Raw genomic sequence first — 12,672 nt, forward strand, 5'->3', positions numbered from 1 at the left:
GCATCCATCCGCGCGGGTCAGCGCTCAGAGCCGAGCCGAGAATCCCCCGTCGGCGTGGAGGAGCTGGCCGCTGACCCAGCGCCCCTCGTCGGACAGGAGGAACGACGTGAGCGCCGCGATGTCCTTCGGCGTCCCCGATCGACCGAGCGGATGCATCGCCGTGAGGGCAGCGCGCGTCTCGTCGTCCATCCAGCCCGTGTCGATCGGCCCAGGGTTCACGACGTTGGCCGAGATTCCGAGGGGGCCGAGTTCCCGCGCGGCAGAGATGACGATGCGATCCAGCGCCCCCTTCGATGCACCGTAGGGCAGGTTCCCGGTGGTGTGATCGCTCGTGAAGGCCACGATGGCCCCACCGGTGGCATCCGCTTGGCGGGCGAAGGCCGCGATCATCAGCAATGTCGCACGGGCGTTGACCGCGACGTGCGCGTCGAAGCTCTCGGCGGTCGTGTCCAGGATGCCGGACTCCACGTCGTGCGCGTGGCTCAGAACGAGCGCCGACAGCGTGCCCCGTTCGCGGGTGACACGTTCGATCAACGCCGTCGGCGCCGCCGGGTCGGAGAGGTCGGACGGGAAGTCGCCCGTCGAAAGATCGCTGGTCACGACGTCCCAGCCGTCCGCGGCCAAGCGCGGAACGATGCCGGCGGCGATGCTGTTGGCGCGCGCGGCACCGGTGACGAGGGCGAGGGGCATGCGCTCGATCGTAACGACGGCCGCCAGTCTGTGGTCAGTAGGACGGGGCGGCGGGCAAGCCGAAGAACTCCTCGAGCGTCGTGTAGCCGCCGTCGTGATAGGCCTTGGCCAGCTCCGGCCCGATGTAGCGCAGGTGCCACGGCTCGGGCTCGTAGCCGGTGACGTCGATCCGCCCTTGCTCGTAGCGGGTGATGAAGCCGTACTCCCACGCGTGGTCGCGGACCCACGCGCCCTGGGTCGACCCGCCGACGTCGTCGAGCGTGCCGCACGACCGACTGCAGGGAACGATGTCGACCGCGAGGCCGGACTGATGCTCGCTGAACCCGGCGCGCGCGCTCTCCTTGTCTGCCTCCGCGACGCCGCCGACCGAGACCCGCGCCGCGTACGTCTTCTGCTGCGTCTCGTACGAACGGAACGCGCTGAGGTAGCCGATCTCCCCGGCGCCGGCATCCTCGGCCGCCTGCACCAGCTTCGACAGGGCGTCCGCGGCCCGCTGCCGCAGCGCCGAATCCTCGAGCGCCCGCACGCCGTTCGGCATCACGAGGTCGTTCGGGCGGTAATTCGCCGGGTCGTACGGGCGTTGCTTGTTGACGACGACCCATTGGCGGGTGGCATCCGCCAACGAGACGCACGGAGCAATCCCGGATGCCACGGCCGAACGGAACGCCTCCCCGCCACCGATCGCGGCGATCGTCGCTCCGTCGTCGCCCGACGCCAGGGCGGAGGTGAACGCCGGGTCGTCGCAGGGGCTCTTCGGGGCCGGCGCCTCGGCGATGACCGGGACAGGGAGCCCCTCGGCGGGCACGGCCGGCGGGCCGGCGATCGCCGCCGCGGCCTGCGGTTCGGTCGCCGGCGTCTTCCCGGAAGCGACGGCGGCTCCGATCGCCACAGCGCCGGACGCGACGACGACCAGGGCGAGAGCGGCGACCGCGATGCGGCGCCGGACGAGGAGCGGGATCGCGCGGAGACGCGGGCCGGGGTCGGCGCGGAGATTCCGCCGCGACGGCGGCTCCACGGCATCCGGCCCACCGTGGGGGAGGGTGATCGCCGCCGTCGCCCGTCGCTCGGCCTCCGCGCGCGCGGCGCGGCGGGGCGAGGTCTCGGGATCGTGGAACGTCACTCGCCCCATTGTCGCCCGCGCATTCGCCGAGGTCGAGTCGGGCGCGGTGGTGTCGAGCGGATCCACGGCTGGGACGGCGGCGGCGTGCGAGTCTCTTTATTCTACTTCTTTCGCTCGCGGGTTGCCTTGCATTCGAACATCTGTTCTCATGGATGAATGAGGTGGCAGGGACAGAAGCTCGGCGTCGACGACACGGCGGCGCTCCCCGGCATGGAGCGCATGGACGGTCTCGTACGCTCGGTCACCACCCCCGAGTTCGCCGGCATGACGTTCCACGAGGTGCTCGCCAAGACGGCGCTCAACCGCGTTCCCGGCGCCTCCGCGATGCCGTTCGACTGGACGGTGAACCCGTACCGAGGGTGCAGTCATTCGTGTGCCTACTGCTTGTCGCCCGACACGCTCATCCTGGCTGCGGACGGACGGCACGTTGCCCTCGCGGACGTGAAGGTGGGCGACGGGATCATCGGCACGGAGCGTCGCGGCGCCTACCGAAGGTTCGTGCGCACCGAAGTCCTGGCGAAGTGGCCCACGCGCAAGCGAGCCTTCCGCGTGACCCTGGCCGACGGTACCGAGATCGTCGCGAGCGCGGACCATCGCTTCCTCACAGAACGCGGATGGAAGTTCGTCCGCGGCGCGATGCAGGGGCCGGATCAACGCCCGTATCTGACGACATCGAATCGTCTGCAGGGCTTCGGCGTGGGCGCCATCACGCCCGAATCCGCCAGAACCTCGCTCGATGTCGTCGGGGCAGCCGTCAAAACCAGCTCCGACCTCCGCGTCGTCTCCGTCGAAGACCTGGGCTACGAGATCGACATGATCGACATCACCACCGGCACGGGTGACTTCATCGCCAACGGCGTCGTGAGCCACAACTGCTTCGCTCGCAAGACGCATGAGTACCTCGACCTCGACTCGGGCGCCGACTTCGATTCGCAGATCGTGGTCAAGGTGAACGTCGCCGACGTTCTGCGCGGCGAGCTGCGGCGCGGATCGTGGGCGCGCGAGCCCGTGATGCTCGGGACGAACACCGACCCGTACCAGCGCGCCGAGGGGCGCTACCGGCTCATGCCCGACATCATCGGCGCGCTCACCGAGAACCGCACGCCGTTCTCGATCCTCACCAAGGGCACGCTGCTGCGGCGCGACCTCCCGCTGCTCACCGACGCGGCGAAAGAGGTCCACGTGACGCTCGCGATGTCCATCGCCGTGTTCGACGACACGTTGCAGCGGTCGCTCGAGCCCGGGACGCCCACCGCGGAGGCACGCCTCGACACCGTCCGCGCCGCCACCGACGCGGGCTTCCGCGTGACGGTGTTCCTCATGCCGATCCTCCCGCACTTGACCGATTCGGTCGCGGCGCTCGACCACGCCCTCGCCCGCATCCGTGCCGCCGGTGCGCCGCGGGTCGTCTACGGCGCGCTGCACTTGCGGCCCGGCGCCAAGGAGTGGTTCCTGCAATGGCTCGAACGCGAGCATCCGGAGCTCGTGTCGTCGTACCGCGGCCTGTACCCCGGGGTGTCGGTCCAGGCGCCCCAGGCGTACCGGCGGTGGCTCGGCAAACGCGTGCAGCCCCTCTTGCGGATGCACCGGCTCGACGGGTGGGACGAGGACGACCACCCGCGCGGCAGGCCCCAACCCGGACTCGCCAGCCGCACCGCGACCGCGCCGCGGCTCGGCCCCGTGCGCACCACCGGGTCGACGGCATCCGCTCGCCCCTCCGTCGCGCCGGCGAGTGAGCCCACCCTGTTCTGAGAACGCGAGAGCCCCGCCCGCACACGGCGGACGGGGCTCTCGACGGGGAGGCTCAGGACGTGACGTCGGAGAGCTGGCGACCCGCGAGCTCCTCGATGACGTCGTCACCGAGCTGCGTCTCCTCGAACGGCGCCTCGATCTCGGCGCGGTCGAGCAGCTCGGTCATGCGCCGGCGGCGCTGACGCGTGATGAGCGTCACCACCGTGCCCCGGCGACCGGCGCGACCGGTACGGCCGGAGCGGTGCAGGTACGTCTTGTACTCATCGGGAGCGTCGGCCTGGATGACCAGGTCGATGTCGTCGACGTGGATGCCACGAGCGGCGACGTCCGTGGCGACGAGCACGTTCACGCGGCCCGAGGTGAGCTTCTCGAGGTTGCGGGTGCGCTTCTGCTGGTTCAGGTCGCCGTGCAGGGCGACCGCAGCGATGCCGGCCTCGTCGAACTGTTCGGCGAGCATCTCGGCGTACGCACGGGTGCGCGCGAAGACGAGCGTCTTGCCCTCGCGGTCGACGAGCGAACCGAGGATCTCGGCCTTGTCACGGTGGTCGATGACGAGCACACGGTGGTCGATGGTGCCCGAGTCCTGGTCCTCACCGGCGACCTCGTAGACGGCCGGCTCGACGAGGAACTCGTCGACGAGCGCGGCGACCTCGCGGTCGAGCGTGGCCGAGAAGAGCAGCTTCTGGCTGCCGTCCGCGGTCGCACGGAGGATGCGCTGCACCGGCTCGAGGAAGCCGAGCTCGCACATGTGGTCGGCCTCGTCGAGCACCGCGATGCTCACGTCGGACAGGTCGAGCTTGCCCTGGTTGAGGAGGTCCTCGATGCGGCCGGGCGTCCCGATGACGATGTCGACGCCCTTCTTGAGCGCGCCGACCTGGCGCGCCTGCGGCACACCGCCGTAGACCTGCGTGGTGAACAGGCCGACGCTGCGCGCGATGACCTGGACGGTGCGGTCGATCTGCAGCGCGAGCTCGCGCGTCGGCGCCAGGATGAGCGCCTTCGGGGCACGCCCGAATTCGCGGCGCTTGCCCGCCTGGGCGCGCAGGATGCTCTCGACGAGCGGGGCGCCGAACGCGATGGTCTTGCCCGAGCCGGTGCGACCGCGCGCGAGCACGTCGCGACCCTCGAGGATCGGGGTCACGGTCGCGGCCTGGATCGGGAAGGGGCTCGCAGCGCCGAGACCGGCGAGCGCGCGGACGATGTTGTCGCCCAGCCCGAGGTCGGCGAAGCTCGCCTCGGCGACGGTCGCGGCATCCACGGCCTCCGCCTGAAGACGCTCGTGGACGACGTCGACGCGCTCCTCGTGCTCGGCCGAACGCTTCGGCGAAGCGTTCCAGTCGGAGCGGTTGGGGCCGTCGTTGCGGCGGGGACGGTCCTCGCGGCGCTCGAAGGAACGGGCAGGACGGTCCTCGCGAGCGGGGCGCTCATCGCGACGCTCGAACGACCGAGCCGGACGATCCTCGCGGGCGGGGCGCTCATCGCGACGCTCGAACGACCGAGCCGGACGGTCCTCGAACGAACGACGCGGACGCTCGTCACGATCGAACGAACGAGCAGGACGATCCGTGCGGTCGAACGAACGAGCAGGACGCTCGTCACGCGCAGGACGCTCGTCACGGCGGTCGAACGAGCGGGCCGAACGGTCCTCGAACGAACGACGCGGACGCTCGTCACGATCGAACGAACGAGCAGGACGGTCCGTGCGGTCGAACGACCGAGCAGGACGCTCGTCACGCGCGGGACGCTCGTCACGACGCTCGAACGACCGAGCCGGACGGTCCTCGAACGAACGACGCGGACGCTCGTCACGATCGAACGAACGGGCAGGGCGCTCGCCGCGGTCGAACGACCGCGCGGGACGGTCGTCACGCGCAGGACGCTCGTCACGACGCTCGAACGACCGGGCAGGACGGTCCTCGAACGAACGACGCGGACGCTCGTCACGATCGAACGACCGGGCCGGACGCTCGTCACCGCGGGCGTGGTTGCGGATGCCACGAGCCTCGTCGCGGCCGGCGCGCTCCTGCGAGGTCCAGCGACGCTTCGCGGGCGCGGTGTCGGCCTCGGGGGCGCGGTAGCCGCGGTGGTTGGGGCTCTTGCTGCCGGGCTTGGCAGGCGCCTCGGTACCGGGACGGCGCTTGCGGTCCTGGAACGAGGTCTTCGCGCCGTAGCGCGGCTCGAAGTTCTTCGCGGCGCGGCCGCCGGCCGGCTTCTTGTTCTTGGGCATGGGTGTCCTTCTGGGTTCTGTTTGCGCGAAACAGCGGCACCGCACGGCGGTGCAACCCGGACATCCGTCGGCCGGGGGCCATTCACTAGTGATGGTCGAGAACGCGATCGCGTTCCCTCCATCGGCCCCTTGGACTCACAAACCCATCCGCACACAGTGCGGTGTCCAGAGCCGACCTCTCAACGTTACAGGTCGCTCCTGGGAATGGCATCCATGTCCCACTTTGTGCACATTCGACCACCGATTTCCGCACAAAGTGGGACACCCCTCCCCCGCACGCCGCCCCGCCCCGCACCGCTCCACGCCCCACCCCGCCCCATGTCCCACTTCGTGCACATTCGACCGCCGATTCCCGCACGAAGTGGGACACACCCCACCCGGCTACCCGCACAAAGTGGGACACACCCCACCCGGCTACCCGCACAAAGCGGGACACACCCACCCCGGCGCCGCGCTGGCCACGGCACGACGCCCCGCCGCTGACCGAAGATGGAACCATGGCAGACACCGACGCCCACCCCATCACGGTGGCGATCGAGCGGCGCATCGACCCGACGCGCACCGCCGAAGCGACCTCCTGGATGCAGGCCGGCACCGACCTCGCGACCGCTTTCCCGGGCTTTCTCGGCTCGGGCTGGGTGCGCGCGGGCGAAGACAGCGACCTCTGGTACATGCTGTACCGCTTCCGCGACATCACCACCCTCGAGGGCTGGGAGACGTCCTCGCAGCGCCGGTGGTGGCTGGACTCCGGCCGCCCGTTCGCGCGCGAGGAGCGCGTCGAGCGGCGCACCGGCATCGAGGGATGGTTCGACGCCCCGTTCGGTTCGGTCCTCGAGCCGACGGATGCCACGACCCAGACGGTCCAGCAACCGGTCCCGGTCGCGCCGCCCCGGTGGAAGCAGGCCGTGACGATCTGGATCGGCTTCTTCCCCACGAATCTGCTCGCCAGCTGGCTGCTCGGGTTCATCCCGGGATTCACCGAGGTTCCGCTGCCGCTGCGCGTCCTCGGCACGACACTGCTGCTCACCCCGGTGATGACCTACGCGGTGCTTCCCTGGGTGACACGTCTCCTGCGACCCTGGTTGCAACGCCCGCCCCGCTCTCGAAAGGCCGCCTCATGACCGCCGACCCCACCGGCCACCGCTTCCGCCTGCAGGGCCCCCGCTCCTCGGCGGAGATCGCGCAGGTGGGCGCCGCCCTCCGCGCGCTGACGGTCGACGGCGTCGACCTCGTACCGCGTTACGCCGACGACGTGCCCACGCCGGCGGCATCCGGGGTCGTTCTGGTCCCGTGGCCGAATCGCATCCGGGATGGGAAGTACACCTTCGGCGGCGCGGAGCGGCAGCTCGCGATCAGCGAGCCCGCGTTCGGCAACGCCAGCCACGGGCTCCTCCGCTTCGGCTCCTACACGGCCGCCGAGCAGACCGACGACCGGCTCGTGCTCACCGCCGACGTCGTCCCGCAGACCGGCTACCCGTTTCACCTGCGCACGCGCGTGATCTTCACCCTCCTCGTCGACGGCCTGCACGTCGAGCACGTGATCGAAAACGTCGGCGCCGCGACCGCGCCGGTGGCGCTCGGCATCCATCCGTATCTGCAGATCGGCGGGGTGCCCACCGAAGACCTCGTCATCCGGTCCACCGGTACCTCGACGCTCGTACTCGACGACCGGAAACTGCCCGTCGACGAGGTCCCCGTCGACGACGCGACCGACCTCCGCGAAGGCCGGCGTCTGGGCGACGTCTCGCTCGACAACGCCTATCGGGGATTCGACCGGGATGCCGATGGCCGCACGCGCCACACCCTCACGGCGCCCGATGGTCGTCGCGTCGAACTCTGGCAGGATGCCGGCTTCCCGTGGGCGCAGGTCTTCACCACCGACCGGTACCCGGGGAATCCCCTCGCGGTCGCCATCGAACCGATGACCGCTCCCTCGAACGCCTTTGCGACCGGACTGGATCTCATCGCCCTCGAACCGGGCGGAGAATTGCGTCGCGAATGGGGTGTTTCCTACCGCGCATGAGGGTCTTGTCCCCCAAATGGGGGACAATGAATTTCGCATACGATCTGGGGAATTCGCAGGCAAGACCTTTCCTAAGCGACCGTCGGGAAAGTTACCATTCCCTTGACGGATTCCGTCGCCGCCGGGGAGACCGAGGACCATCGTTCCCTCGGCTCAAACCCGAATGAGCCGACGGGGGCCGGGGGTCTCGCGGTGTGGGGGGACACCCAACCCGTCCACGACGAAAGTGCCCGAGATGAGCATTGCGGTCCGTCCCGCCGTCCCCTCCGCCGCCCTCCCCACCTTCGCGCGGCGTGTCACCCGTCGCTTCGACGCGATCCCCACGATGCACCTCGCGGGTCTCGTGCTCGTCGTGCTGGTCGGCGGCATCCTGGCGTCGATCCTCACCACGAGCGATCCGCTGTGGTGGCAGCTGCACTTCAGCGAGCTCGGCACTTTCCACGACCTCTCGGCGGCATTCTTCAACACCACGCTCAAGGTCGGCGGATCGCTCGTCGTCGTCTACGCCGTCCGCGTGCGGCGTGATCTCCGTCACCTCGGGCGGCGCGCGGGACGGCGCGGCGCTCCCACCGCCGCGGCATTCTTCCTCACCGTGATCGGCGTGAATCTGGCCCTCGTCGGATGCATTCCGCTCAACACCAACAAAGACCTGCACGACAAGGTCGCCGGAATGATGGTCCTCGGTTTCGCGGCGCTCCTGCTCACCTCGCCTTTCCTCCTCCACCGTCTGCCCAAGCGTCTCCCGATCGCCACGTCACTGGTGTTCGTCTTCCTCTTCGCCGGCGCCTGGCTGTTCGTCACCTCGACGATCAACCTCGCCCTGTTCGAGGTCATCGCCTTCAGCGCGATGTTCACATGGTCCGGGATCTTCACGCACTGCCTGACCGGCGCTCACGCGCGTCCGGTCGCGGCCGCAGAAGACCCCGCCGTCGCCGTCGCACGCCGCGAGCCGGTCGCTACCGGCCACACCCTCGCCGCCGCGTCACCGTTCATCGGCATCCCCGCCACCGGCGTCGCGGCCGTGGCCGCCTGGTTCACCGGCACGCCCATCACCCGCACACCCGACACCCGCACGGTCCTCGCGGGCACGCCCGTCAGCCCCACGACCCTCGGGTCGCGCCCGGTCCGCCGCGGCCGCGTGAGCGCGGTGCGGCGTCGTCCCGCGATCGTCAGTGGCGCTCGCGCAGCTCTCGCCGGCTCAGCGGGTGCTCGTCCGTCGTCGGCTCGACCTCGACTGCGGCCGGCGTCGACCGCGCCGCGCGCCGAGCGGTACGGCGCTCCCGTGCTCCCTCGACGAGGTTGTACAGCGTCGGCAGCACGAGCAGCGTCAGGAACGTCGACGACACGAGCCCGCCGATCACCACGACGGCCAGCGGCTGCGAGATGAATCCCCCGTGCCCGGTGATCCCCAGCGCCATCGGCACGAGCGCGAAGATCGCGGCGAGCGCGGTCATGAGAATGGGACGGAGTCGGCGTGAGCCGCCCACGACCGTCGCCTCGAAGACGCTGAGTCCTCTCGCGCGGTACTGATTCACCAGGTCGATCAGGACGATGGCGTTCGTGACGACGATGCCGACGAGCATCAGCGCGCCGATCATGCCGGCCACCCCGAGGGGCACGCCCGTGATCAGCAGCATGAGGATCGCGCCGGTCGCGGCGAACGGCACCGACACCAGCAGCTCGAGCGGCTGACGCAGCGACTTGAACGTCGCGACCATCACGACGTAGACGATGAGGATCGCCGCGAGCAGCGCGAGACCGAGCTGGCCGAACGCGTCCTGCTGGTTCGTCACGACGCCGCCGAGCTTCGCGGTCGCGCCGTCGGGGAGCGACACGTCGGCGAGGGCCTCGCGCACGCTCGCGGAGGAGCTGCTGAGGTTGTCAGTCGTCGGGGTGACGGTCACCGTGGCGGTCCGCAGGCCGCGCGAGGTCGTGATGCTCGGGGGCGTCTGGCTCGTCTCCACCGTCGCGATCTGGTCGAGGCGCACTGCACCCCGGGCGGTGGGGATCTCGAGCGCCTTGAGCGTGTCGACGGTGGTCGGCGGGTCCTGCGACGCGATGTAGACGCTCACGCCGCGCCCGTCGATCTCGACGGTGCCGGCCTGGCGCGGCTGCATCGCGCCCGACACCAGGGCACCGACGGTGCGCTCGGACAGCCCGCGCTCGGCCGCGGCATCCCGGTCCACCTTCACCGAGACGAACGGCAGCGAGGCCGACAGGCTGCTCGTGACCTGCCCGATGCCGTCGCGACCCTGCAATCCGGCGACGACCGCGTCGGCGGCCTGCTGCAGCCCCTGGCCGTCCGCGGCCGTGACGTCGACGGTGATGTCGCTCGAGCCGAAGCCGCTGCCCTGGGCGCTGACCTCGATGTCGCCGGCGTCGGCGATCCCGGACACCGCGTCGCGCACACGCGCGCGCAGGTCGACCTGGTCGACGCCCGCCTCGGACGTGATGGAGTACGTGATGCCCGAGCCGCCGCCGGAGAAGGCGTCGCGCAGGGCCGAGCCGCTGGAGCCGATCGACGTCTGCACGGTCTCGACACCCGGCACGTCCCGCAGGACGGCCTCGACGCGCTGCGCGGCGGTGTCCTCGGCCGCGAGGCTCGGCGCCGATCCGATCTTCTGCGTCACGGTGAACGTGTTCTGGCCCGAGTCGCCGAGGAAGTCGGTCTTGAGCAGCGGGACGGATGCCACGGTCCCGGCGAGCACGAGAACGGCGAGGCCGAGGGTCACCCACGAGTGCCGGAGGGTCCAGCTGAGGATCGGGACGTACGCCTTCTGCAGACGCGAGGGCGGCGCGGTCGGCGACTCGGGGTCGACGGGGGCGCCCTCGGCATCCCGGATCACCTTCCCCGGCTTGAGGAACCACGACGCGAGCACGGGCACGATCGTCAAGGACACCAGGAGCGAAGCGGTCATCGCGATCGTGACCGTGAGCGCGAACGGGCGGAACAGCTCACCGGTGACGTCACCGACGAACGCGATCGGCAGGAAGACGGCGACCGAGGTGATCGTGGATGCCGTGATCGCGGCGGCGACCTCGCGCACAGCGCGCACGATGGTCGGGATCTTCTCGGCGTCGCCGACGTAGTGCCGCTTGATGTTCTCGATGACGACGATCGAGTCGTCGACGACGCGTCCGATCGCGATCGTGAGCGCCCCGAGGGTGAGTACGTTGAGCGAGTAGCCGAAGGCCTGGAGCCCGACGAAGGTCACCAGGACGCTGGTCGGGATCGAGATGGCCGTCACGAGCGTCGAGCGCACCGACATGAGGAAGATCAGGATGACGAGGACGGCGAACGCGAGTCCGAGGAGACCCTCCTGCGCGAGCGCCTCGATCGACTGCTCGACGAACGGCGCCTGGTCGAAGACGACCGTGAAGGTGGCGCCGTTGAGCGACGACTCGAGGTCGGGGATCGCGGCGAGCACGGCCTTCGAGACGTCGACGGTGTTGGCGGCGGGGAGCTTGGTCACGGCGATCGTGAGCGCCGGCTGGCCGTTCACCCGCGAGAGGGTCGTCACCGGGTCGGACTGCTGGGCCACGCTCGCGACATCGGCGATCGTCGTCGCGCCGGCGGCCGCCTGTGCGGCATCCGTCGGGACGAGCGGAAGTGCGGAGATCTCGTCGACGCTGGTGAGCTTGGCGCCCGTCTGGACCGTGAGGGTCTGGTCGTTCTCGGTGATCGAGCCGCCCGGGAACAGCACGCCGTTGGCTTCGAGGGCGTCGTTGATCGCCTGCTGGCTGAAGCCCTTCTCTGCCAGGCGCGTGGGGTCGGGGGTGATGGTGACGCGCTGACCGGTGCCACCGACCACCTGCGCGGCGTTGACCCCCTTCACGTCCTCGAGCGCCGGGACGACGACCGTCTCGAGCGTCGACTGGATGTTCTGCGCGTCCGAGTAGCCCGTGACGGCGAGCTGGATGACGGGGAAGTCGTCGATGCTGGCCGACGCGACGGTCGTGTCCGCGGAGTCGGGGAGCTGGTCCTTGATGCGCGCGATCGCCGCGAGGATCTTCTGCTGCGCGGCGGCCAGATCGGTGCCGTACGTGAAGGAGGCCGACACGATCGAGGAGTTCGTCGTGCTCGTCGCGGTGGTGGACTCGAGACCCTCGACCCCGCGGATGGCGCCCTCGATCGGCGTCGACACGTCGGCTTCGACGACCTCGGGCGAGGCGCCCGGGTAGGTCGTGACGACCGCGAGTTGCGGGAACTCGATCGAGGGGATGAGCTCCTGCTTGAGGTTCGTCAGCGCCAGGCCGCCGAAGACGGCGGCGACGATCGTGACGAGGGCGATGAGCGCGCGGTTGCGCAGGCTGAGCACGGCCAGGTACGACACGCGGAGGCCCTTCGGTCGGCCGACGACGGATGCCACGGGCACCCGTCCGATACAGGACTGTATCGAGCCTCAGTATCCCACGCGCTCCGGGGCGCACCGGCGGCCGCGAGACCGCTATCAGCGACCCGTTACAGAAGGTGGCCCAGGGCGAGGCCGAGTCCGGCCGCCAGGACGGATCCCGCGAAGGAGGCGATCGCGTAGGAGGTCGCGGCGCGCGTGCGCCCCTCCTCCGCGAGCAGCGCCGTCGTCACCGCGACCGCGCTGAACGTCGTGTACCCGCCGAGGAAACCGGTGCCGACGATCCATCGCCACGCCTCGTCCACGACGAGCGGCGTGACCAGCCCGAGCGCGAACGCGCCGGTGAGGTTCACCACCAGGATCCCCCACGGGAACCGATCACCGGTTCGGCGTCGCACGACGACGTCCAGCACGAAGCGCGTGGCCGCGCCGAGTCCACCGGCCACGACGACCGCGAGGAAGACGAGGGGCGTCACGCCGTCAATCTACGCGAACGCCGCGCGCCGAC

8 protein-coding genes and 1 pseudogene are annotated in these 12,672 nt (G+C 70.3%); 4 read left to right on the forward strand and 5 right to left on the reverse strand.

Annotation, left to right across the window (positions count from 1 at the left end; translation table 11 throughout):
* Positions 1 to 24: 24 nt before the first annotated feature.
* The gene (locus RKD05_RS04520) at positions 25 to 690 is read right to left on the reverse strand and encodes an SDR family oxidoreductase (protein WP_424708312.1); all 666 of its coding nucleotides are present in this window, start codon (positions 688 to 690) and stop codon (positions 25 to 27) included.
* A gap of 34 nt (positions 691 to 724) precedes the next feature.
* Positions 725 to 1,810: a M15 family metallopeptidase gene (locus RKD05_RS04525; RefSeq protein WP_424708314.1), complete on the reverse strand. Its 1,086-nt coding sequence runs from the start codon at positions 1,808 to 1,810 to the stop codon at positions 725 to 727.
* Positions 1,811 to 1,966: 156 nt separating this feature from the next.
* Here RKD05_RS04525 and RKD05_RS04530 point away from each other — a divergent pair, with 156 nt between their 5' ends.
* Entirely contained in the window at positions 1,967 to 3,562 is a 1,596-nt protein-coding gene (locus RKD05_RS04530) for an Rv2578c family radical SAM protein (RefSeq protein ID WP_424708315.1), read from the forward strand.
* Positions 3,563 to 3,614: 52 nt separating this feature from the next.
* Here the strand turns inward: RKD05_RS04530 and RKD05_RS04535 are convergent, their stop codons facing one another.
* On the reverse strand, positions 3,615 to 5,789 hold the full coding sequence (locus RKD05_RS04535) for a DEAD/DEAH box helicase (protein WP_424708316.1): 2,175 nt from the start codon (positions 5,787 to 5,789) through the stop codon (positions 3,615 to 3,617).
* 497 nt (positions 5,790 to 6,286) lie between these two features.
* On the opposite strand from RKD05_RS04535, the gene RKD05_RS04540 reads away from it, so the two are divergent.
* The 3 genes and pseudogenes from RKD05_RS04540 to RKD05_RS04550 form a co-directional block, all read left to right on the forward strand.
* Positions 6,287 to 6,910: an antibiotic biosynthesis monooxygenase gene (locus RKD05_RS04540; protein ID WP_424708318.1), complete on the forward strand. Its 624-nt coding sequence runs from the start codon at positions 6,287 to 6,289 to the stop codon at positions 6,908 to 6,910.
* On the forward strand, positions 6,907 to 7,812 hold the full coding sequence (locus tag RKD05_RS04545; protein ID WP_424708319.1) for an aldose 1-epimerase family protein: 906 nt from the start codon (positions 6,907 to 6,909) through the stop codon (positions 7,810 to 7,812). Before RKD05_RS04540 ends, RKD05_RS04545 begins: the two co-directional genes overlap by 4 nt.
* Before the next feature lie 325 nt (positions 7,813 to 8,137).
* Positions 8,138 to 8,671: pseudogene (locus RKD05_RS04550) on the forward strand (DUF998 domain-containing protein); the annotation flags it as partial.
* A 310-nt stretch (positions 8,672 to 8,981) separates the two neighbouring features.
* On the opposite strand, the gene RKD05_RS04555 reads toward RKD05_RS04550, so the two are convergent.
* Both RKD05_RS04555 and RKD05_RS04560 read right to left on the reverse strand, forming a co-directional pair.
* A complete protein-coding gene (locus RKD05_RS04555; protein ID WP_424711768.1) occupies positions 8,982 to 12,146 on the reverse strand; it encodes an efflux RND transporter permease subunit in 3,165 nt (1,054 codons plus the stop codon).
* Positions 12,147 to 12,274: 128 nt separating this feature from the next.
* A complete protein-coding gene (locus RKD05_RS04560) occupies positions 12,275 to 12,640 on the reverse strand; it encodes a fluoride efflux transporter FluC (protein ID WP_424708321.1) in 366 nt (121 codons plus the stop codon).
* Between the last annotated feature and the right edge of the window lie 32 nt (positions 12,641 to 12,672).

This window comes from Microbacterium sp. SLBN-111, assembly GCF_049739645.1.
Taxonomy (GTDB): domain Bacteria; phylum Actinomycetota; class Actinomycetes; order Actinomycetales; family Microbacteriaceae; genus Microbacterium.